Source organism: Myroides sp. NP-2 (genome assembly GCF_014145665.1).
Classification (GTDB): Bacteria; Bacteroidota; Bacteroidia; order Flavobacteriales; family Flavobacteriaceae; genus Flavobacterium.
Genome location: NZ_JACHTD010000005.1, coordinates 1 through 24047, shown reverse-complemented (window position 1 = coordinate 24047; position 24047 = coordinate 1). Strand labels below are relative to the sequence as shown.

Below are 24047 nucleotides of genomic sequence, written 5' to 3'. Positions count from 1 at the left end.
TAACTAAAAATTTATTTAGAATAGATAAATATAACCATATATTTGCAACAAATGTTGGTCAGATGAGTAAAGTTAAGAAAGGAGAGCGAACAATCTTCGTTTGCGATGGAAAAAAATGTTGCCGCTACAATGAAGAAGCCAAAGCTTGCTTTGCAGACCTGCTCGCAGAAAGCGGAATGGAAGCTGATTATGCCTTGTGTAAAATGAAATGTCAAGGCATGTGTAAAAAGGCCCCTGTAGTCTATCTTTCTGAACACGATACCTATAAAAAAGAGGTGACGAAGAAAAAAGCAAAAAAAATATTCGAAAAATACGTTTCTAGCGCTGTATTATCTTCTTAAATTTATCGTTTAACTCCTGTAGCGATGAATATACAACTGTTTGATCCTCCTCCTCATCTGCGCTTTTTGATTAAAAGTTATTGGTATGCTGATGCAGCCTGTGCCAAACATCCAAACTATCGTATTTTTTCTGACGGATATCCCGGTTTAATCCTTCAACATGTACAAGGAACCTCAGGTTTGTTTAGAGGAACTGAGGCTTTGCCGCTGTGTTTTCTCTACGGACAAAAATCTAAGGGATTCTGCTTGAATGCATGTGCAGCGGACACTTTGTTTTTTGGGATTCAATTTCAGCCTTATGCCTTGAAGCAAATGACAGGAATGGATGCCTCCACCCTAACAGACTGCTGTTTGGACGCGCAAGACTTCTTTCTCGATTTAAGCATTGATCCCCTGCTAGAGCTTACCGATTATACCTCCTTTATTTCTTATTTTAATGCCTATTTCAGCGCTTTTCTCTGTCGAGAGCACCTTCCATCTGTCATTCCGATAATCGCTAATTTTGAGGCGTATTTCAATTCTTCTAGCCAGCAAGTGGCTCAAATCTACCGCGTCTCTACTCGCAAGTTTCAACGTGATTTTAAAGCGTATGTAGGCTTGAGTTTTGAAGCCTATAAACAGTTGCTCAAGTTTCAACAGGCAGCCTATCACTTGCAAAAACAACCAGATATAAAAATTGTTGAACTGGCTTATGCGCTAGGGTATGCTGATCAAGCTCATTTTGGACGCTTTTTTAAATCCTATTCTGGCTATACGCCTAAAGCATTTATGGATAAACAGTGGATGTATAATGAAAGAGAAGTACTAAACAGTAGTCGATTGCGAATTATCTCCCACTAAATCGTGTCGTTTTTGTTCTATTTTTTGTCCTACAAATAGGCGTAGTTTGTTGCTCATTTAACTAGAGAACAAATGAAAGTACATCACTTAAATTGCGTTGAAATTCTATCTCCAACAGGAGACCGTGCCATTGGACATTGCGTCCTAATCGAAATTGAGGACCAATTGATCTTATTAGATGCCGGTATTAGTAGCTGTGATATAGCTCATCCTCATCTTCATTTTGATGAATTGCTGATTCAACAAGTGGGATTCAAGTTCGATGCCATCCAATCTGCTAAAGAACAAATGGAACATCTCGGACTAAATCCCTTGAACGTCACTGATATTGTATTGTCGCACTTAGATTGTGATCACAGTAGTGGATTACTCGATTTTCCGCAAGCCAAAGTTCACGTTGGAGTAGAAGAACTAGAAAGTTTTTACAAGCCAGAAGAGAGGTATCTCAACTTTGTTTTGCAACATCGCCCCCTGATTCAAACTTATAGGCCTACAACGACGACTTGGTTTGGGTTTGAAGCGAGGAATCTAGCACTACATCCCGACTTATCTCTTGCCTTGATTCCCTTATTTGGACATACATTGGGGCATTGTGGTATCGCTTTTACTGTGGAAGATCAAACCTATTTTTACGTGGGGGATGCTTATTATCTGCGCGCAGAATTAACAGATGACGCGCATCCAATACACGAATTGACCAAGGCAAGAGCCGCAGACAATACACAACGCCTTCTAACCCTCGAACGATTAAAAGCGTTTGTTGTAAACCATCCCGAAATTTGTGTGTTCGGTTATCACGATGCAGAAGAGTGGTTAACGGCTGATAGCTAGTAGTTTATCGCTTCGTTTTAATCAATTGATTCACGCGATACATGAGCACAATACTCAAACAAGAAACCCCGACTACGACATAACCAACGATGTCGTAGTTCATGAGTGGGCTATTTTTGTGTTCTTGGTAAACGATTAAACCAGCTACTGCAGCGGCGATTCCCCCTGAGATTTGCTGAATCGAGGAGTTGATACTCATAAAAGCACCTCGATCTTTTCCTTCAGGTACCGCACTTGTTAGGGCAGAGGAAGGTACCATTCGACTCATGATTCCAAACATCATTAAAATGTTGATCAGCATAACTAACCAAAGCGGAATTTGCGCCATATTAGTATAAACTACACAAACGAGCATCAACCAGAAAGAAGCAATGCTAAAAAGGAGGTATTTATTCATTTTGTCGCTTAGTTTACCAATAAAAGGCATAAACACGAGAGAGGTAACACCGGAAACCATAAAGAGTAGCGGCAATTGATCGGGGTGTACGCCTAAGTTATTTACGGCAAATATGGTTCCGAAGGGCATCATCATAAAACCACCAACGGATAAAAAAGTAGTTGCAACAAAACCGATGCGATATTCTTTGTTTTTGAGGGTATTCCACAAGTGAATCAGTGGTTTGTTTTCTTGTTGTAGTGCCAAATGTGCATTAACAGGACGCAGGTAAAGAAAAATAAGCAGAGCGATACCAATTGAGAGTGCGACAATTAGGAAAAAAGGCGCTTCCCATACCCATTTATTGGCGATGTAAAGACCGATGGGGATGCCCAATACTTGGCTAGCTCCGAATCCCATTTGGATGAATCCCATCACACGTCCACGTTGCTGTAGGCTAAAAATATCCGTGATAATTGCCATGGAGATGGAACCTATTACCCCGCCAAATAAGCCCGTAAAGATGCGAGCAGCAACTAAGGTTTCATAAGAGTAGGACAATCCACAGAACAGTGTTCCAACAATAAAACCGATATAGAAGAACATCAATAATTTCTTGCGATCAAATTTATCGGCGAATCCAGCAGTTAATAAGCCCGAGGCTCCAGCACTAAAAGCGTATGCCGATACCGCAATTCCAAAATCTTGCGTATCCATAGCCAAACTCTTTAGCAGTAAATCTCCCAAAGGAGCCATGACCATAAAGTCTAAAACGACAGTAAATTGAGTAATAGCGAGTATAAAGATGACAAACTTTTCATACCTTGAAAAAGGTACCGTTAACTTTGTTTCCATAATTGAATGTTCTAGATGAGGCGCTTACTTTTTTGACCTTGTGTTTATCAAAAAAGAAAAAAGCATGCAAATATAGTGCTTTAATAGGTGGCAATACTAGTTCGCTTAGTCTCGAACTTGCTATTTAGAATTAGATAAAATAGCAAGCACAAGAGTTGAAGCTGTTTCACACCCAAGAAATAGGCTATAACAAGAGACATGATAAATGGATACAAAAAACAGAAAAGAAGTTCAAGCTAGTTCTACTGTTAGCTTACAAAAATAAACTACTATTTGTCACTAAAAAGATAGAAGAACAATTTAGTAAACACAGGTTTTAAGCTGTGTTTTGATGACAAATAGTAGTAAAAATAATGAGATCTTGAAGCGGGTATAAAGAACTCTAGCAGTTTGCATTTGGTCAACATCTCGATTTTTTAACATTTCTTCCTTTTCCCGGAGTATGTCGACCAAGCAAACCACTACTTTATACTTCTCAAAAAACGTACCTATTTCGAATTATTTAGGGGAAAAAAGGGATGATTATTTGAAATACATATGGAAAACGCGATTTTAAAGCCTAAGTATTTGATCTTTTTATTTTTGTAGTGGACAAAGCGAACAACCTATAGAATCATTTTGTACTTTGTGCACTCAATGTGCAATACGATGGCAGATACAAAAGAACAAGAGACGGAACACTATGAGGCACTTCGCATATATACGGAGGAAACCATATTTGAAACGGCCTATCCAGGGCGTCCCTATCGTCCTAAGCGATCTTCTATATTATTTGTATACAAGGGAAGGGTACGCATGAAGGAACAAATTCAAGAAATTGAAGTGAGCAGTGCTTCCTTTCTCTTAATCAACACCAAATACGTCTATGAGATTTTAGAGATTGAACCTCATACACAATTTCGCCTGATGGGATATGATCGCGATTTTGTAGAGCACAGTACTTTTCAGCTCAATCGTGTAAAAGTCTACAAAGACCTGAAAAATCAATTGAAACGTATTTTTACTATTCCAGCACAGGAGTTTGCCGTATTTTGGAACAACCTTGCATTGTTGACTTATTATACCCAACATTACAAGGAGATTGCCTATGCAGAGCAGATTATCCAGAACTATTTCAACGTCATGTTGTATCATTTGGTTAGCATCGTCACTCCTTTGCACGAAGAACAAGTACAGCAACTCAATCGGCAAGAAAAATTGGCCTACGATTTCTTTCATTTGGTTTCCGATCACTATTTGCAAGAGAAAAGTGTTCAGTTTTATGCGGATGCTATGCATATTTCTATCCGTTATCTCAGTGCCGTTGTAAAAGAAGTAGCACAGCGCACGCCCAATCAAATTATTAGCGAATTTATTCTCAATGAGGCTAAAGCACAGCTGAGTACATCAACAAATTCGCTCAAAGAAATTGCGACAACCTTGCATTTTAGCGATCAATATGCCTTTACTCACTTCTTTAAAAAACATCAAAACATGAGTCCAACGCAATATAGAGCCTCGTTTAATAGTGTGAAATAGTACTTTTGAACATCTTATTGATAATTTCAATCATTGTGCCTGCTTTCGATAGCTTTTAACTTTGTCAGCCTAAAACAAAGGAAAGAATGAAAAGTAAATGGCGCACAATTTTTGGTGGTTTTGCCGGTTTATTGCTTTCGACTACTTGGGGATACGGACAGCAACTTCCCAAAAAACTAACAGTAGAAGAAACTATAGAGCTAGCATTAGCCAATCATCAACAGTTGAAAATCAGTGCTCAACAAAAAAATATTGCCAATCAACAAACCCAAATAGCCCAACTAGCCCAACTTCCGACAATTGGTGTTTCTGCAACAGCAGCTTATTTGGGGGATGCCTTAATTCTCGATAGAGACTTCTCTAAAGTAACGACAACAGACATACCGCATTTTGGCAATTCTTATGCTATTCAGGCATCGGAACTTCTATACAAAGGGGGAGCGATTAAAAAATCCATTGAACTTGCGAAAATTGGTGAACAATTGGCCGAGTTGGATTGGATGAACGACCAACAAAGCATTAAGTTTTTAGTGATTTCCAACTATTTAGACCTTTATAAGCTCATCAATCAGCAACAAGTCTATCAGAATAATAAACAACTGGGACAGATTCGATTGGAAAATGTCAAGCAGTTTTACAGCCAAGGAATGTTGACGCGTAATGAAGTCATTCGCGCCGAGTTGGCGTTGCAAAACATCGATCAAGCGCTGTTGGTGGTCAACAATATGCTGTCGATTGTCAACTACAATTTAGCAATTGCCTTGGGATTAGATACGCAAACGAAAATTCTACCTTCCGAAGGGATGGAAGAAAAAGAACTGCTAGGAATGTATGAGGAGTATTTGAATGTTGCTTATGCGCAACATCCAACCTTAAAACTATCGGATCAAGCGGTAGTTGTTGCCGATAAAAAAATTGAGCTAGCCAAAACGGATCAATATCCTGCTCTAGCTGCAGTGGGAGGCTATTCGATGAGTAGACCGATGACGACGTCAACCCCAGTTTTAGATATGTATACCAATACATGGCAGGTTGGGGTATCGTTAAATTACAGCTTGGACAATTTGTATAAAGCACCTAAAAAGATCAAGTTAGAACGCTTGCAAAAACAAAAGGCGGAAGAGACCAAAGTATGGGCGATGCAACAAGTTGAAATGAGCGTACACGCCGCTTATACTAAATACGAAGAATCAATTCAGCAGGCGAGTTTACTACAAAAAAGCCAGCAGTTGGCCCAGGAAAATTACCGCATTATTGAGTCCAAATACTACAACCAATTGGCGATTCAAGCGGAAATGACAGACGCTACAAATGCCAAACTCGAAGCAGAATTGAACTATGCTAACGCTCAGATACAAGTACTTTATCAATACTACAGTTTAGTAAAAGCAACGGGAACGTTGTAAGAAACGAACGACTATTCACATGGAACAAACAGACAATACTACTACAGCACCTACGGAAACACAACCGAAAAAAAGTGGTCCGATTACCATTAATCACAAGCAAGAAGTCACTAAAAAGCGAAAAATTATTTTGCTAAATACCTTGACCTTTTTGGTTATTGCCTTTGCTTTTTATTGGCTATTAACCAAATACTTTCACATTGGAGATAAGGATTATACCGAATCAGCTCAAGTAGAGGAGTATATTAATCCGATTAACACTCGTGTTTCGGCTTATATTAAAGAAATTCGATTTATTGAACACCAAAGCGTAAAACAGGGGGATACGTTGGTTCTTTTGGATGACAGTGAGATCCGCACCCAAGTAGAACAAGCGGAGGCGGCGTATTTAAGTGCGCTTGCCGCCAAAGAAGTTACGCTATCCGCTAGACAAACGGCAAGTAATTCGATTGGTGTTTTTGATTCGAATATACAAGGAGCACAAGCGCGTTTGTGGAATGCGGAGCAAAATAAAAAACGCTTTCAACACTTAGTTGATGCGGAGGCCGTAACCCAACAACAATACGATCAGGTGAGTACAGAGTATGAAGCAGCGAAAGCGGCCTATGAAGCCTTAAAAAAGCAACAAACCACCTCGCGATTGTCTGTGTCAGAAATAGATACGCGATTGGCGTTAAACGAGGCCGATATCAAACGCACCAAGGCGATGTTAGATATGGCGCAACTCAATTTGTCTTATACGGTGATTCGCGCCCCTTATGACGGAACCATAGGCAGACGATATATCAGCGTCGGCCAACTGCTCAACCCAAGTCAGCAAATTACAACTATCGTACGCGACAACGATAAATGGGTAACTGCGAACTTCTTAGAATCGCAAATGCCCGATATCCAAATCGGAACAATTTTAACCATGACAGCTGACGCAGTACGTGGAGTGCAATTTGAAGGGGTTGTGACAGCTATTTCAGCTGCAACAGGCAATCGTTATTCTAGCATGCCAACAGACAATTCAACGGGTAATTTCGTTAAAGTACAACAGCGCATTCCCGTGCGTATTGAGTTTACTCCAGCAAATAAAGAAGAAGAAATTAACCGCTTAAAAGCGGGAATGAATATGAACGTCCAACTCAAAAATAAGTAGTACAACCACCAATTTATGTATAATCAAGGTTTATTTCACTCCTGGGTTCCCAAACCTGTTATGTTATTGCTTCTTGTGGTAATTGCACTGATTTTCTTTGGTGTAAGCGCCATTTATACACCCAATATTACCTTTCTGGTAGGGAGTACAGGGGCAATGAGTGAGTATTATTTATGGGCAAATTATGCGAGTGTAGTAGGCATGGGAACGGTTATGCCCTTGATTGTCCGCATCAAAGCTCGTTTTCGAACCAAAGAAATTTTAGTGGGCAGTTTAACGGGAATTGCACTTTTGTATATGGTGATGGGAACTACTCATCAGCCACAAGTAATTATTGGCGCTTCCTTTTTAATCGGCCTATTTAAAATGCTCGGTATGATGGAAGTTGTACTTCCTTTGATGTTTATTTTATCAAAAGATGGCAATAGAGGCCGGTTTTACAGCATTTTCTATACTGCCGTTTTGATTGTCACCCAAATCGCAGGATACTATATAACCAAAATATCCTACTATTCTAATTGGCAATTTGCCTATTTGCTTTACGCCTCTTTGTGCTTATTAACTGCACTACTGTGTTTGCTCTTTCAACACAATCAGCGCTTTATGCGAAAAGTGCCTTTGTTTTACATCGATTGGATAAGCGTATTGTTGTATGTCAGTGCCTTTATGATTTTGGGGTATATCTTGGCCTTTGGCAAACAACAAGATTGGTTTAATTCTCTGCATATTCAATACGCAACAGTGTCTTTTGTACTCTTGGCTTTTGTTTTTTTCTTTCGACAACAGCTGTTGACTCGTCCCTTTTTGTCTCTAAAGGCATTTAAAAAGAACAATGTGAGACATGGTATTGTGATGCTATTCTTTTTGGGGATGTATTTAGCAACCACCAACTTACAAAATACATTTGCAATGGGGGTATTGCGCTATAATGCGTTGACTAACGCATCGTTGAATATGATGATGATTCCCGGGCTAATCGTTGGTGCTATTATCGCTTACCAATGGTTCAATCGCCTCATTCCCATCCGTATGTTGACTTTCGTTGGGTTTGCTTCCTTTATGTTGTATACGGTTATGATGTATTTCTTTATGGTGCCTGAACTAAATTATGAGCTGTGGCTCTTGCCGATGTTTTTCAAGGGTATGGGAATGAGTATTTTGTTTATTGTGATTTGGTACTACACACTAGATCAATTGGATATCCCTAGCTTGTTGAGTTTAATAGGTTTCGTATTGTTGTGGCGTACGTTTATTTCTTTGGGGATTTTTAGTTCGCTATTTACGTGGTTGCAATACAAACTACAAGTGCAGAGTTTGAATAACCTCGCCTTGTATTTGGATGATGTTTTACTGATTCAATCTGGTGGAAATCTCAACCTTAGCATCGTACAACTCAATGCAATTCTCGCATCAAATAAAATTATTTTCGGCTTTTTAAATATACTGGGTATAGGTATTTTACTCTATGCGTTGTTTCACCATTACGGGCGTACAAAAGATGTATTAACGCGAATCCGTATGTCTAAAATTGGACAGCTGTGGATTAGTGCTAAGGATAGAGAAAAGATTGAGGAAGATCTAGGTAGGTAGTTTTGGTGTTTGGCTTTTGGTGAGCCCACAATTTGTAAGAAAAATATACTTGTATGAGAAACGATGAAATACTTTTTACAAATTAAAAATCGATTAATTCAAGTTTTCATTTTCCTTCTCTACTTTGTATATTCATCAGGAAAGAATTATATACCCACTTTTTTCACTATTTAGTAGCTAAAGTAACAGAATGCGTTTTGCTTTATGATAGGATAATTATTTTAATATCCCATATGTATACCTATTACTTTGAATAATTAGATGTTTGGCAAAATGCTAGAAGTGTAACTAAAGATATTTATTTGCTTACAAAATGAGGTAAAAATATAAAAGCATAGTAAAAAGAATATTTTTAATTACAAGATATCTTGCTTTGTAAAAGATTAATCTACCCAAAAGGCAAACAACAAAAGCCGAAAGCCGAAAAAATCAAACAATCACTTCATAGCCAAATCTACCTATTGCGATTAGCATAATAAATAAGAACACATAGCGCACCCATTGTTGTCCCTTTAGGATGGCTAATTTGGCGCCGCAATACCCACCAATTCCGTTGCAAACGGCCATAGGAAGAGCCACGGACCAGATGATCTGTCCTTTTAATAAGAATAGGCAAATGCTTCCTAAATTGGTAAATAGATTGATGAGTTTAGCGTATGCAGAAGCTTTAAAAAAGTCGAACCCGATTAAGAAGACGAATCCCATGATAAAGAAGGTTCCCGTTGCGGGACCAATAAATCCATCGTAAAAACCAATAAGCAATGCGATGATGATGCCATAGGTATATCTTTTTTTGGCCGTTATTTCAGTTAAATGTTTCTTTGTAAAGTCTTTTTTAAAATAGGTGAACACCCAGAGTAGAACGAGAATGATGAGCAGTAGGGGCTTCATAAAGTCGTTGTTTACTATCGTTAGCGTATAAGAGCCGAAAAAGGCACTTGCGCAAGATAGGATGGCTAGCAGTAAAAAATACGACCATTGAATTTTGGTTCGCTTGAGGTATTGGAGTACAGCAATAGCCGTTCCTGAAAAAGCGGGTATTTTTAGTGTACCAATAACAGAAGATACGGGAAGTGCAGGCAGTAAGGCAAGCCCTAGAGGCGTTTGAATTAGTCCACCGCCGCCAGCAATAGCATCAATGAAGCCAGCACAAAAAGCAACTATACACAGATAGAAGATAATATCAAGTTCCATACAATACAAAATAACCTATGTTATTTCATGCGTAAAGGTAGTTCATCTATTGGTTTAAATGGAGAGAATTTACAATAAATTCTGCCCTTTTTTCGACAGAAGTGCAGGGTACCTCTAGGAGTTGATACCCAAATCTTTGGTAGGTAAGTTGCATGGTTTCATAAGTTCGAACAGCGAGTTCAAAGTCTTGCTTACGCTCTGTGTCGTTTTGATAAATTGCCTGCCAAGGAGGAAAAATAAAAACCAGAGGAGCATAGATTGTCGCTTGCGCTAGGTCGAGGTGGAGGGGAGAGATAAGGAGTTCTTCTAGGGTGGCATAACCAATACTATCGAGTAAGCCGCGATCAAAGAAAGTAAGCACATCTTTCGATTGCTTGTGGTAATCAGTCTGTGATTGATGGAGCATTTGTTCAAAAAAAAGCTGTTTATTCAGCCAAGGAAGTGCTTCCCCTCCTTCTTGCATTTGCTGTTTGATGATAGCACGTCCCACTTCAGGAACTGTGGTGTATCCCATTGAGGCAAGAGCTTCAAGCACAGACGACTTCCCGCTGCCAGGACCACCGGTGAAAATGTAAAATTGACTCATATTTTTGATTAATCAGTTGATTGAGAAAAAGAGAAAAGCCTTTTCCTGGGAAAGAAAAGGCTAATTCATTTGTTGTTTGTTGTTTTTGCTATTTCTAGCGGGCTATTTTGGGTATTATTGTTTTCCTCAGAATGTCAAAAATAAATTATTTTTTGAACTGTGTTACGGTAATTTTAAATAATTTTTATATTTAACATTGTACAAAGATGATGCCAAATTTATTTTTATCATACTTTGTATTGCAATCCTGTTGCAAAGAGGCGGGAATATGTATTATAATTAAAAAACTCTTGCTATTTTTGTAGGGATGAAACAATACAATTACATAGTATCTTTACTTTTAGCGATAATCGTTTTGGTTATTTCGTTCTATCCATGTGCGGATAGATATGTTTCATCTGTGCCCCAAGTGGAGAATGTGGCAGATCATGTGACCGAAGTAAATCACAGTTCCGATGCGCTTGATGCATGTTCTCCGTTTTGTGCATGTGTATGTTGTGCTGTATCAGTGAACATAAGCTTATCGCTTTACGTACTTGATATTCCTGTGCAAACGATTCGTACAGCGAAAACAATACACCCTTATCCTTTTGTAGAAAGCCTCGTTTATCACATCTGGCAACCGCCTAAGCTCGTATAAATTTATCGATTAATGAACGTGAACCTCCTTAGAGGTTAACACTTTTATTACCCTTTATATTTATACCAAGATGCTAGATAAAATCATTCAATTTAGTATCCGAAACAAATTCATTATAGGACTCTTTGTGCTGGGAATCATCGCAGTAGGAAGTTATTCTTTGATGCATTTGCCTATGGATACACAGCCTGATATTACGAATAATCAGGTGCAAATTATTACGAGCTCACCTACTTTGGCAACGCAAGAGGTAGAGCAGTTTATTACTTATCCCATTGAACAAGCGGTAAAACCTATCCCTAATATTACCGAACTCCGCTCGATCAGTCGCTTTGGCTTGAGCGTAGTTACCGTTGTTTTTACAGAAGATACCGATATTTATTGGGCGAGAAATCAGATTAACGAAAATCTGAAAGCCGCAGAGGAAGTAATTCCCAAAAATGTAGGAACGCCTGAGTTGGCTCCTGTTAGTACGGGCTTGGGAGAAATATATCAATATGTTGTTTATCCCAAAGAGGGGTATGAAGCTCAATACAACAGTATGGATTTGCGTACCATTCAAGATTGGATTATCAAACCTCAGCTCATTGGGGTAAAAGGTGTCGCAGAAGTCAACACTTTGGGGGGACATTTGAAACAATATGAGGTGGCTGTACAGCCTGATCGACTCAAAAGTATGAATACTTCCATTCTTGAAATTTTCGACGCTTTAGAACAAAATAACGAGAATACGGGGGGTGCTTATATTGACAAAAAGCCCTATGCTTATTTTATTCGCAGTATAGGGATGGTTCAGTCGATGGAGGACATTGAGAAAATCGTAGTTAAAACGGTAAATGGTTCGCCAATTTTAATACGTGATGTAGCGGAAGTGAAAATTGGGAGTAGCATTCGCTATGGAGCCGTAACCAAAGACGGAAAAGGCGAGGATGTGAGTGGCATGGTGATGATGCTAAAAGACGCGAACACACAGGAAGTGGTGAAATTAGTCAAGGAAAAAATGACGCAAATTGAAAAAACTTTGCCTGAAGGCGTTGCCATTGAATCGTTTATAGACCGTACCAAACTCATTGATAAAACCGTAAATACCATTAAAACAAACCTAGTAGAAGGGGCGTTGATCGTTGTGTTTGTTTTGGTTTTACTCTTGGGAAATTGGCGTGCTGGGTTGATTGTGGCTTCGGTGATTCCCTTGTCTTTGTTGTTTGCCATTAGTTTGATGAAGCTGTTTGGCGTTAGTGGAAACCTCATGAGTTTGGGAGCAATAGATTTCGGTTTAATCGTCGATGGTGCAGTTATCATAGTTGAGGCTATTGTCCATCGACTGCATTTGGGGAAAAACAGAAAACTCTCTCAGCAGGAAATGAATGCGGAAGTGTATACTGCAGCTTCCAAAATACGAACAAGTGCTTCTTTTGGAGAAATCATCATTCTGATTGTGTATTTGCCAATTTTAGCCCTAACGGGTATTGAAGGTAAGATGTTTGGTCCCATGGCGATGACGGTGTCCTTTGCAATTCTAGGTGCTTTTATTCTGTCGTTGACCTATGTTCCTATGGCTTCAGCTTTGTTTTTAAAGAAAGAAGCAGGAAAAGTAAAGCCGAATTTTAGCGATAAATTAATCGACAAATTGTATAGTGGATACAAACCTATTTTAGAAAAAGCCTTCCAAGTGAAGCGCCTGGTTTTAGTGGTTGCTTTTGGTTTATTTGCCCTGGCTTTGGTTGTGTTTAGCAAAATGGGAGGCGAGTTTATTCCAACCTTGGACGAAGGAGACTTAGCGACGCATATTATTATTTCATCGGGTAGTTCCCTATCACAAGAAATCGAAACGACCACTAAGGCCGAACAGATCTTAATGGAGCAATTCCCCGAGGTAAAGATGGTGATTTCTAAGATCGGAAGCGCTGAAATTCCAACAGATCCCATGCCTATGGAAGCGGCGGATATGATTATTGTCTTGAAAGACAAAAAAGAGTGGACCTCGGCCAAAACAAAGCAAGAGCTCATTGATAAAATGGAGGCTGCCTTGGAAGAGATTCCCGGTGTAACGACTGAATTTTCACAGCCGATTCAAATGCGTTTTAACGAATTGATGACGGGTGTTCGCAGTGATGTAGCGATCAAAGTATTTGGAGAAGATTTGGATCGATTGGCGAGTATTGGGGACGAAATCAATGGGATCATTGCTGACATACCTGGGGTTTCTAGTCCAAAATTAGAACGCGTAACGGGATTGCCACAAATTTCCATTAAGTACGACAAAGATAAATTGGCGCTTTACGGATTGAAAATTGCCGATATCAGTCAGATTATTCGCGCGGGATTCGCAGGTGAAACAACCGGCTTGGTGTATGAAGGAGAAAAGCGATTTGAATTGGTCGTGCGTTTAGACCAAGAGTCGCGATCGGATATTGAAAATTTAAAAAACTTCTTTATTCCTTTGGCAGATGGTCAGCAAATTCCGTTGAGCCAGGTTGCAGAGATCGACTATGAAGATGGTCCACAGCAAATTAGCCGTGAAGACGGACGACGACGCATCGTGTTGGGATTCAACGTAAAAGAACGCGATGTGAAAAGTGTAGTACACGATATTCAGGCGCGTTTGGACGAGCGATTAGAACTTCCGGAGGGTTATTATATTACCTATGGTGGACAATTTGAAAATTTAGTAGAAGCAACCAATCGCCTGATGATTGCTGTCCCAATTGCTTTGGCGCTCATATTTGTATTGTTGTATTTCACGTTTAAGTCTGTCAAGCAATCCCTAATCATTTTTACAGCCATTCCGCTCTCCGCAATAGGAGGCGTTGCAGCCTTGTGGTTGCGCGATATGCCGTTTAGTATCTCCGCTGGGGTTGGATTTATCGCCCTATTTGGAGTAGCCGTTTTAAATGGTATTGTACTAATCGGTCAATTTAATCAATTAAAAGAACAAGGTATGGGACTATATGAACGCATTATAGAGGGGACTAAAATTCGCTTGCGCCCCGTTTTGTTGACCGCTTCTGTTGCATCCTTGGGATTCTTACCTATGGCTTTGAGTACTAGTGCCGGTGCAGAAGTGCAAAAACCCTTAGCAACAGTGGTGATCGGAGGATTAATTACCGCAACATTATTGACTTTAATCGTGTTGCCAATTATCTACTATTACGAAGAAAGAGGTTTTGGAAAGCGAAGCAAAGGAACGTCTAACACAAGTGTTGTTTTGACGCTTTTCTTTGGTTTGACTGCTGGATTTGCGCAAGCTCAAAACCCATCCCAAAACACGGTGAAAACGAAAATTTCACTGGAACAAGCTTTAACGTTAGCCCGTGAAAATAACCAAGGACTAAAAGCAGCAAAGGCCCATGTTTTAAGTCAGGAGCAACTCGTTAAAACCGCCTATGACATTCCCAAAACAGATGTATCGATGGGATTTGGCTATTTGAACGGCAAAGGACAGAAAGACGTTAACCTAACGGTGAGTCAGTCATTTAGTCCGTTTACCTATAGCAAAAAGAAGCAAGTGTTGCATAAAGATTACGAAAGTGCAGAACTGCAAATGCAAGGAAAAACGATTGGCATTGAATATGAGATTCGACAAACCTGGGAAAATATCCTGTACGCACAGTCTAAAAAGAAGTTGTTGGAACAGCAGTTTACCTTGCTAAAAGCCTTTTCAAAATCGGCCAAATTGCGCTATGAAACAGGAGAAACAACTTTGATGGAAAGCAATGTCGCACAAGCGAAAGAACAGGAAATCAGTGTATTGCTTACGCAGAATGCAACGTTTTTACAAAATGAAAAATCAAAAATTAAGGCCTATTTGAATTTGGAAGTCGATTTTGAATTGATGGAGGAGGCGCTAAAATACGACAAGCACAATCCGTTGGAAGTGTTTGATTTAGAAGAAAACAACAGTTTACAAGTAGCAAAAAAGGAGATTGAACGCATAGAAGCAATGCGCAGTATGGAACGATCGCTCTTGTTGCCCGATATTACTTTGGGCTATGCGATAGAATCCGAAGCAGGATTGCGCGCCAATGGCACAAATTACGGAAGAGAGTTGCGCATTCCTAGCTATACCCTAGGAATCTCAATTCCCCTTTTTTTTGGTAGTCAATCAAAAAAGATAAAAGCGATGAACTACAGTATTGAACAGGTGAGTTTGGAAAAAGAATACCTTCAAAAACAACTGTCCGAAGCAGTACAACAGCAATTGGAAATTATCAACGCACAGGAATCTGTCATCGACTATTACCAGGAGAGTGCATTGCGCAATGCCTCTATCATTCAGGATCACGCTAATAAATCCTATAACAACGGTGATATTTCCTATGTAGAATACATACAGTCAATGGAAACAGCACTGAACATTCAGATTAATTATTTAGATGCGGTATTGCAATACAATTTAGGACACAATACACTTCATTATTTAGTGAACCAATAATTCGAATTAAACATGAAAAGAATATATATCGCTTTGCTTACCTTAGGTAGCTTGTCATTTGTAGGCTGTCAAGATAAAAATCAAAAGGTAGCTTCCGAAGTTGCACAGGAAGAACCCCATACAGATGATGAAAACGCCAGTAAAGAGGTGGAATTAACTACGGCTCAAAAGAAGGCAGCAGGAATTGTTATGGGACAACTGGAGGACAAAAACCTATCCGATGTGATTAAAGTCAACGGACAAACTGAGTTACCACCACAAAATCAAGCTGATGTAACCACTTTTTTGAGTGGTACAATTACGCAGATTATGGTCAATATTGGAGATAGAGTAAGCAAAGGACAAGTATTAGCCGTTGCAGATAGTCCAGCGTACATCAAATTACAAGAGGATTATCAGATTTCAAAAAACAATTTGGAGTATTTACAGCTGGAGTACAAAAGGCAGGAAACCCTTCGTGCAGAAAATGTCAATTCAGAAAAAACCTATCAAAAAACAAAGGCCGAATTACACATAGAGAAGTCGAGGTACCAATCCCTGACCAATCAATTGGCCTTGGTGGGCACGGGATCTGCACGATCTTTAAAGATTGTTGCGCCTATTACGGGCAATGTAGCAACGATTCCCATTCGCATTGGAACGAATATTACCAATGGTCAAACCTTATTCACCCTCGTTGACAATTCCAAAATCCACTTGGATTTAAAGATTTACGAAAAAGATCTTCCCTATGTACACGAAGGACAAAAAGTGTCTTTTAACTTGACGAATATCAACCGATCCGAGGTTACTGCAACGATTTTTAGTATTGGAAAAGCGTTTGAACCAGGTACAAAAACCGTAATAGCACATGCTTCCATCGATCAGGTACACGATAATTTGATACCTGGTTTGTACGTCAATGCTTTGATTGACGTAGGAGCAAATACCGTAAAGGCACTGCCAAATCAAGCGATTGTAAAAGCAGATGGAAGGGAGTTTATCTTTATTGCTGAAGAGGCGGGAGAACACGAAGAGCACTTTCACTACAAACGCGTGGAGGTCAAAACAGGAGTAAAGGAGTTGGGGTATACCCAAGTTGATATTCTCGAAGCTTTGCCCAACCCATACAGCATCGTAACCCAAGGGGCATATTATTTGCAAAGCCATTTGATTAAGAACGAAGGCGGAGGAGGGCATAGCCACTAGTAGTAGCGATTGCTTGTAGAAGTAAAGAGAATGTCTACAAAGCATGTAAAATAAAACCCTTTTGTACTTAGCCTTATAAAGAGAAAATAACACTGTATTTAAAACTTTAGGCTGATTTCTGGCAGGGTAATGAAACAAAGAACCGATTGTAAATGCAGTATTTACAATCGGTTTTTTATATTAGTTTTCTGCGTTTTCTACTAGTTTTAACCGTTCACTGTCAATCAATTCTTGCCTTCGTTTGGCGTAATTTCCAAATCTTCAGCTAAAACACAAAAAGAATTACCTTATCTCATAGCGAAAGCCCTAGAAATAATTAAATTTGTACATCAATTTTTAAATGAGGAACCTATCATGCTTTCAAATCGCTTTAGATTAAATGAAATATTGGTGTTATTGTACCGACTATTTTTGGCCTTCTTTTTTTACTTTATCGCACGCGTTTTATTCTATTTTTACAATAGTGATTTACTTGCCGTAGATTCGGTCGGACAGTTTTTGAAGTTAGCCTATCACGGATTGACATTTGATCGCATGGCCATTTTTTATGTCAATGGTTTATTTATCCTATTGTCGATTGTGCCTATTTTTAAAAGCACAAGCAAAAGGTATCAAAAAGTAGTATTTTGGAGCTATATTATCCCTAATTTATTGGCATATGCCACCAATTTCATCGATTTTATCTACTATCGCTTTATCTATGCACGTACGACGATAGCTGTTTTTGATAGCTTAGAACACGAATCAAATAAAGGGCAGTTGTTTTTTAACTTTTTGATCAACTATTGGCATGTATTTGCTTTGTGCATTGGTCTTTGTGTTTTGTGGGTTTACCTGTACAAACGCGTAAAATTCACCCGACCCCTTGAATTGCCAACGAAAAAGAACTACTTCCTTTCGAGTGCTGTTATCTTTGTTGCCGTTGCTGTTGGATTTATTGCAGGTGTGCGCGGAGATTTAAAGAAAACAACTCGACCGCTTAATATTATTGATGCCAATCGTCATGTAGAGAAGCCAGAACATGCAGATATTGTGTTAAATACGCCTTTTGCCATTTTGCGCACCATTGGTAAAACGAGTTTTAAAAAGGTGGAGTATATGGATGAAGCAACGTTGAATCAGTATGTTAGCGGAAGTAAACAGTATTCCTCAACAGCGCCTTCTACGCCAAATATTGTGTTGTTTATTACAGAAAGCTATGCAAGAGAATATGTTGGTGCTTTTAATCAAGACATGAATATTCCGAATTATCAAAGTTATACGCCTTTTATTGATTCTTTGGCCCAACACAGTTTGATTTTTCCCAATGCATTTGCCAATGGATATAAGTCGATTCACGGGATGTCTTCTGTTATTGCGGGAATCCCGTCATTTAAAGATGCCTTTACGTCTTCGCCATTTCCGAAACAAAAAATAGAGTCGTTGGTTTCTACGCTCAAATCAAAGGGATATGATACCTCTTTCTTTCACGGAGCTCCTAATGGTTCAATGGGATTCTTGGGCTTTGGAAATATCTTGGGTTACGATCATTATTATGGAAAAACCGAATACAATAACGATGAGGATTTTGATGGTACTTGGGGAATTTGGGATGAACCTTTTTTCCAATACATGCGTCAAACCTTAAATGAAAAGAAAGGTCCTTTCTTTGCGACCTTATTCACGGTTTCCTCACATGAACCATTTCATGTACCTGCGGAGTATGAAGGAAAATTCCCTAAAGGAAATCAGCAAATTCACCAAACAGTAGGTTATACAGACTATGCATTCAAGCGTTTCTTTGAAGAAAGCAGCAAAGAACCGTGGTTTGAGAACACTATTTTTGTCATTACTGCAGATCATACCAATCAAATTGATTACGATGAATACCGCAAGCTAGTCAATCGTACAGCAGTGCCTATTTTGTTCTATACTGCAGATGAACGCTACAAAGGAGTAAACAAAGAATTGGCCCAGCAAATTGATATATACCCCACCTTATTGGATATGATTGGATACGATAAACCATTTAGAAGTTGGGGGAGAAGTTTGTTGAATGATACAGTAGTTCAGCCGTTTACAATTAATTATGGAGCAAATGAATACACCTATCAAGAGGGGAACTATATCGTTCGATTCAACGGAAAAGAGGCAACGGGTTTTTATGCCATTGATGATAAGGGATTGGAACACAATTTAATCAAGCAGAAAAACAAAGAGATGGAAGCAATTGAGATGAAGTGTAAAGCCTTTGTTCAAGACTATTTTAACCGTATTATCGATAAGCGATTAGACAAGTAAAAGCGGTCATGGGAAACCGAAGCGAAGTATAGGTTCATCCAAGGCCAAAAACAAATATAAACTTGAGGAAGATGAAGAATAGAGCGGAGGCAAGAGAAATAGTTTAAACTAAAAATATAGAACACAAGTAATTTGCGTACTTCTTTTATCAGAAGATCTTCTCTTTTGTTCGCTAACCGCTTTATATAGAAACGAGTAAATTTTAAAGTTATTTTACGACTTCTAAAATTAGAAGAATCGTTTGAAAAGTTGTACTTTTGCCAAGTTTTATTCTTTACAACACAACAAAAACACATAAATGAGACAAGCTAAGTATATTTTCGTGACAGGGGGCGTTACGTCATCCTTAGGAAAAGGAATTATAGCAGCATCGCTAGCAAAATTGTTGCAGGCGAGAGGTTATTCGACGACAATTCAAAAATTTGATCCTTACATCAACGTGGATCCAGGAACGTTAAATCCGTATGAGCATGGAGAGTGTTTCGTAACGGATGACGGTGCAGAAACAGATTTGGATTTAGGGCATTACGAAAGATTTTTGAATGTACCAACTTCTCAAGCGAACAACGTAACAACAGGACGTGTGTATTTGTCTGTTATCGAGAAAGAGCGAAGAGGAGAGTTTTTAGGAAAAACGGTTCAAGTCGTTCCTCATATTACCAATGAGATTAAGGATCGTATGCAGTTGCTTGGTAAAACAGGTGATTATGACATTGTGATTACTGAAATTGGAGGTACTGTTGGAGATATTGAGTCTCTGCCTTATATAGAATCTGTACGTCAGTTGTTATGGGAATTAGGAGACAATAACGCAATTGTGGTTCACCTAACTTTAGTTCCTTACCTAGCAGCAGCGGGAGAGTTGAAAACAAAACCGACGCAACATTCAGTAAAAACGTTGATGGAAAGCGGAATCAAAGCTGATATCTTAGTTTGTAGAACAGAGCACAACTTAAGTTCAGAAATCCGTCAAAAATTAGCGCAATTCTGTAATGTAAAACCAGAGGCGGTAATCCAATCTATTGATGCGGAAACGATTTATGACGTGCCAAACTTGATGTTGCAAGAAGGATTAGATAAAGTGGCGTTAAAACGCTTAGATTTACCAGAGAAGCAAACGCCAGATTTAGTAAAATGGAATGAGTTTATTCACCGTTTAAAATTCCCGAATCACGTGGTTAACATTGGATTAGTAGGGAAGTACGTAGAATTGCAAGATTCGTATAAATCTATCTTAGAGGCCTTAGTTCACGGAGGAGCACAAAATCAAGCTAAAGTAAATATTATCACGATACAATCGGATCTAATTACGGCTGCAAATGTTGGAGATAAGTTGAAAAACTTAGATGCGATATTAGTTGCACCAGGATTTGGATCACGTGGAATTGAAGGGAAAATTGAAACAGTGCGATTTGCAAGAGAAAACAAAATTCCATTTTTAGGAATTTGTTTAGGAATGCAGATGGCGGTGATTGAATATGCGAGAAACGTATTGGGCTATCAAATGGCGAATACAACCGAAGTAAACGAGAGTACACAATTCCCTGTAATTACCTTTATGGAAGACCAAAAAGACATTACGGACAAAGGAGGTACGATGCGTTTAGGAGGATGGGATTGTAAGTTGAAAGAAGGTTCTAAAGTATTTGATATTTACGGAGAGAGCATGATCAATGAGCGCCACCGTCATCGCTATGAATTCAACAACCAATATTTAGAGGATTTCGAAAAAGCAGGCTTAACGGCTTCAGGTTGGAATCCAGAAACAGGATTGATCGAAATTGTAGAATTGGATACTCATCCATTCTTCGTTGGAGTTCAATTCCACCCAGAGTATAAAAGTACGGTAGCAAAACCGCACCCACTTTTTGTTCATTTTGTAAAAGCAGCTATTGATTTCAAATCCAACTAATCAATAGACTTTTTATATAACAAATTTTATCACTTACAAATTAAGTAATGGAAGGAAAAAAATTAGATCGTAACAGTATTATAGGCTTTGTCATTATTGCCGGATTGCTTGTTTGGTTGATGTTAAACAACATTAATAAAGAGCAAGAGTCAATAAAAAAAGATACTGAATTAGCAGAGAAAGAAATTGTAAAACAAGAACAAGCCGCTACGTTTGAGAAAGCACTAGAGGCACCTGTAGGAGATTCTTTACAAACAGAGCAAATTCGCGCTACATTCGGTCCTTTCGCTTATAGTGCCATGTTACCAGCAGCTAAAGGAGGAACTACAACTTTAAAATCAGATTTACTTACTCTTGAAGTTGATAATAAAGGTGGAAAATTATCTCAAGTTGTTGTAAATGATTTCAAGCGTTTTAGCAAAGATTCAAACGAAATTGTTGCTTTAATCAAAGATCACAACGCGAAATTTAATTTACAATTACACACGAATGATAATCGTGTTTTCAATACAGAAGACTTGTATTTTGAACCTACTTTGAGTAAAGAAGGGGATAATCAAGTATTATCTATGCGTTTAAAAGCTTCTGAAACAGCGTTTTTAGAGTATCGTTATGTATTAAAACCGAATGATTATATGCTTGATTTCTCTATCCGTACACAAGGATTGAGTAAAATTGTTGACGCATCTAAAACGCCAGAATTAAACTGGGAAATGAAAACGTATCGCAATGAAAAAAGTATTGCGTATGAAAATAGATATGTTCGTTTATACTATGAACACGAAAAAGGAAAAGACAACAACCTAAGTGAGTCTAGCAAAGATGATACAAAAGAGTTGAAAGACGTTTCTTATATCGCCTATAAGCAACACTTCTTTACTTCTGCCTTATTGACCGATAAGAATTTTGAAACAGCTACATTAAATACTAAAAATTTAGTGGCTGATGAAAAAGTAGATACCGTATTTACTAAACAATTTGCTAGTGTTATTCCATTAAACTATAGCAATGGAGAGTTAAACTATGATATGAACTGGTATTTTGGTCCATCGGATTTCAAAATATTAAAATCATATGACCGTAACCTAGACAATATCGTACCTCTTGGATGGGGAATCTTTGGATGGATTAACCGTTTCTTGTTTATTCCCGTATTTGGTTTATTGACTAGTTTCTTACCTTACGGTATTGGTATTATTGTATTGACAATTTTGGTTCGTTTATTTACTTCACCGTTGACTTATAAGTCTTATGTTTCTCAAGCGAAAATGAAAATGATTCGCCCAGAAGTGAATGAATTGAATGAAAAGTTCAAGAATGATCCAATGAAGAAGCAACAAGAGACAATGAAATTGTATTCTAAAGCAGGAGTGAATCCAATGGCAGGTTGTATTCCAGCCTTATTGCAGATTCCTATCTTCTATTCTTTGTTTCAATTCTTCCCGTCTTCCTTTGATTTGAGACAAAAGAGCTTCTTATGGGCAGACGATTTATCGTCTTATGACTCCGTGTTACAATTGCCATTTAATATTCCATTCTATGGTAATCACGTGAGTTTATTCCCATTATTAGCGTCAATTGCCATTTTCTTCTATATGAAGATGACCACGGGAGATCAACAAATGGCACAACCAACACAAGAAGGGATGCCAGATATGAGTAAAATCATGAAGATTATGATTTACATATCTCCGATTATGATGTTATTCTTCTTTAATAACTACGCATCAGGTTTATCGTTGTACTACTTCATCTCTAACTCGATTACAATTGGAATTATGTATGTAATTAAAAACCACATTGTAAAAGACGAAAAGATCTTAGCTACAATCGAAGAGAACAAAACCAAGAAGCGTCCACAAGGAAAATGGCAACGCAAAATGCAAGAAATGATGGAACAAGCGCAGGAACAACAACGCTTGAAAGATCAAAATAAAAAATAATACGAAGGTATTGATGTAAAACTCCTCTTTTAGAGGAGTTTTTTTTTATATAATAGTGCCGTATACTGGCGTCTCTTATGGTGCAATCGAGGTTGTAAACCGCTCTTTATCTTTTGTTGCTAGTCGCGTTCTGCATGATTAAAACTATATTCCTACATCATTTTAAATTAACTTACAATATCCCCTTCCCATAATTGGAATAAAAAGGCACAAATGGGTTTGTTTTTCCTTCTGCCAACAACGCAAACAACTGTTATTGAGTTGTTTGTTGGGTTTTGTTTTGCTTTTGTTCGGGTCTTCTTCGATAAACATTCGTGTTTACGGGGGTTTAACCTCGATTTACCGAAGCTGACTCGAAGATGACTCGAACAAGACCCGAATAAAAATCTAGCGAACGGATTGCAAATCCGCGCGATCGGGATTAGGCAATACCTAATGCAATATATATTTACTAGAAATAGCAATTGATTCTATATTATTGCTACTTTTGGTTAAATTTATATTTTATGAAAAAATTAATACTTTTTAGCTTTTTAGCAACTGCAACAATGATGAATGCGCCAATGCAAGCGCAAGACAAAGTGAAATTCACAAAAGAACAGTTAAAAATAATGGATGATATGCTTTTTGATGAAGTATTCGTCGGTGTTAGTTCTAAAAAGAATTCTACTCTTGTTCTTAAAGATGGGACCCAAAAGGTGGGATCAGTTACTGGAGTATCCAGAAAAAAAGGTCAAATTACAGCAATTAAAATGAAAGATGCTGCTGGTAAAAAAGTAGAATTCCAAGCGGATCAAATTGAAGAAATGTATTTACCTATTGCTGGATTTGTAAAAGGAGCGTATGCACCCGAGCAAGTACATCTTGTGAGATATAATTATTCTTCTACAACGTTTGAGTTTAATGTTTTATAGTTATGAGGATATAAATCTGTAATGTTCTTGTGGTTGATAGATTGAATATTTTCT

Annotated in this window: 16 protein-coding genes; 13 read left to right on the top strand and 3 right to left on the bottom strand. The window is 38.3% G+C overall.

The features are described 5' to 3' along the window. The first annotated feature begins 62 nt into the window (after positions 1–62). The 3 genes from H4K35_RS06440 (at position 63) to H4K35_RS06430 (ending at position 2012) form a co-directional block, all read left to right on the top strand. Positions 63–341: a (2Fe-2S) ferredoxin domain-containing protein gene (locus tag H4K35_RS06440; RefSeq protein WP_182626568.1), complete on the top strand. Its 279-nt coding sequence runs from the start codon at positions 63–65 to the stop codon at positions 339–341. A 24-nt stretch (positions 342–365) separates the two neighbouring features. Beyond that, positions 366–1181: a helix-turn-helix domain-containing protein gene (locus tag H4K35_RS06435; protein WP_182626567.1), complete on the top strand. Its 816-nt coding sequence runs from the start codon at positions 366–368 to the stop codon at positions 1179–1181. A gap of 72 nt (positions 1182–1253) precedes the next feature. Then, the gene (locus H4K35_RS06430) at positions 1254–2012 is read left to right on the top strand and encodes an MBL fold metallo-hydrolase (RefSeq protein ID WP_182626566.1); all 759 of its coding nucleotides are present in this window, start codon (positions 1254–1256) and stop codon (positions 2010–2012) included. 4 nt (positions 2013–2016) lie between these two features. Here H4K35_RS06430 and H4K35_RS06425 read toward each other — a convergent pair whose 3' ends face one another. Beyond that, positions 2017–3243, bottom strand: a complete 1227-nt coding sequence (locus H4K35_RS06425) for an MFS transporter (protein ID WP_182626565.1) — start codon at positions 3241–3243, stop codon at positions 2017–2019. A 648-nt stretch (positions 3244–3891) separates the two neighbouring features. On the opposite strand from H4K35_RS06425, the gene H4K35_RS06420 reads away from it, so the two are divergent. The 4 genes from H4K35_RS06420 (at position 3892) to H4K35_RS06405 (ending at position 8901) form a co-directional block, all read left to right on the top strand. Next, complete coding sequence (locus H4K35_RS06420) at positions 3892–4761, top strand: AraC family transcriptional regulator (RefSeq protein ID WP_182626564.1); 870 nt, start codon at positions 3892–3894, stop codon at positions 4759–4761. Positions 4762–4847: 86 nt separating this feature from the next. Then, complete coding sequence (locus H4K35_RS06415) at positions 4848–6167, top strand: TolC family protein (protein WP_182626563.1); 1320 nt, start codon at positions 4848–4850, stop codon at positions 6165–6167. Positions 6168–6186: 19 nt separating this feature from the next. Continuing rightward, positions 6187–7311 carry an HlyD family secretion protein gene (locus H4K35_RS06410; RefSeq protein WP_182626562.1) on the top strand — a complete coding sequence of 375 codons (1125 nt, stop codon included), beginning with the start codon at positions 6187–6189 and terminating at the stop codon, positions 7309–7311. Positions 7312–7326: 15 nt separating this feature from the next. Next, positions 7327–8901 (top strand): MFS transporter, encoded by a 1575-nt coding sequence (locus H4K35_RS06405; RefSeq protein ID WP_182626561.1) that lies wholly within the window; start codon positions 7327–7329, stop codon positions 8899–8901. Positions 8902–9330: 429 nt separating this feature from the next. Here H4K35_RS06405 and H4K35_RS06400 read toward each other — a convergent pair whose 3' ends face one another. Together H4K35_RS06400 and H4K35_RS06395 are read right to left on the bottom strand one after the other, a co-directional pair. Then, positions 9331–10095 carry a TSUP family transporter gene (locus tag H4K35_RS06400; protein WP_182626560.1) on the bottom strand — a complete coding sequence of 255 codons (765 nt, stop codon included), beginning with the start codon at positions 10093–10095 and terminating at the stop codon, positions 9331–9333. Positions 10096–10141: 46 nt separating this feature from the next. Continuing rightward, positions 10142–10681: an AAA family ATPase gene (locus H4K35_RS06395; protein ID WP_182626559.1), complete on the bottom strand. Its 540-nt coding sequence runs from the start codon at positions 10679–10681 to the stop codon at positions 10142–10144. 710 nt (positions 10682–11391) lie between these two features. Between H4K35_RS06395 and H4K35_RS06390 the strand changes: the two genes are divergently transcribed. From H4K35_RS06390 to H4K35_RS06365, 6 genes are all read left to right on the top strand, one after another. Continuing rightward, positions 11392–15756 carry a CusA/CzcA family heavy metal efflux RND transporter gene (locus tag H4K35_RS06390; RefSeq protein ID WP_182626558.1) on the top strand — a complete coding sequence of 1455 codons (4365 nt, stop codon included), beginning with the start codon at positions 11392–11394 and terminating at the stop codon, positions 15754–15756. A 12-nt stretch (positions 15757–15768) separates the two neighbouring features. After that, positions 15769–16944, top strand: coding sequence for an efflux RND transporter periplasmic adaptor subunit (locus H4K35_RS06385; RefSeq protein WP_182626557.1), 1176 nt, complete (start codon positions 15769–15771; stop codon positions 16942–16944). Positions 16945–17298: 354 nt separating this feature from the next. Beyond that, on the top strand, positions 17299–19224 hold the full coding sequence (locus H4K35_RS06380) for an LTA synthase family protein (RefSeq protein ID WP_182626556.1): 1926 nt from the start codon (positions 17299–17301) through the stop codon (positions 19222–19224). 298 nt (positions 19225–19522) lie between these two features. Further along, a complete protein-coding gene (locus H4K35_RS06375; protein WP_182626555.1) occupies positions 19523–21136 on the top strand; it encodes a CTP synthase in 1614 nt (537 codons plus the stop codon). A 47-nt stretch (positions 21137–21183) separates the two neighbouring features. Beyond that, positions 21184–23079 (top strand): membrane protein insertase YidC, encoded by a 1896-nt coding sequence (gene yidC, locus H4K35_RS06370; protein ID WP_182626554.1) that lies wholly within the window; start codon positions 21184–21186, stop codon positions 23077–23079. Positions 23080–23585: 506 nt separating this feature from the next. Beyond that, complete coding sequence (locus H4K35_RS06365) at positions 23586–23993, top strand: hypothetical protein (RefSeq protein WP_255492382.1); 408 nt, start codon at positions 23586–23588, stop codon at positions 23991–23993. Positions 23994–24047: the final 54 nt, after the last annotated feature.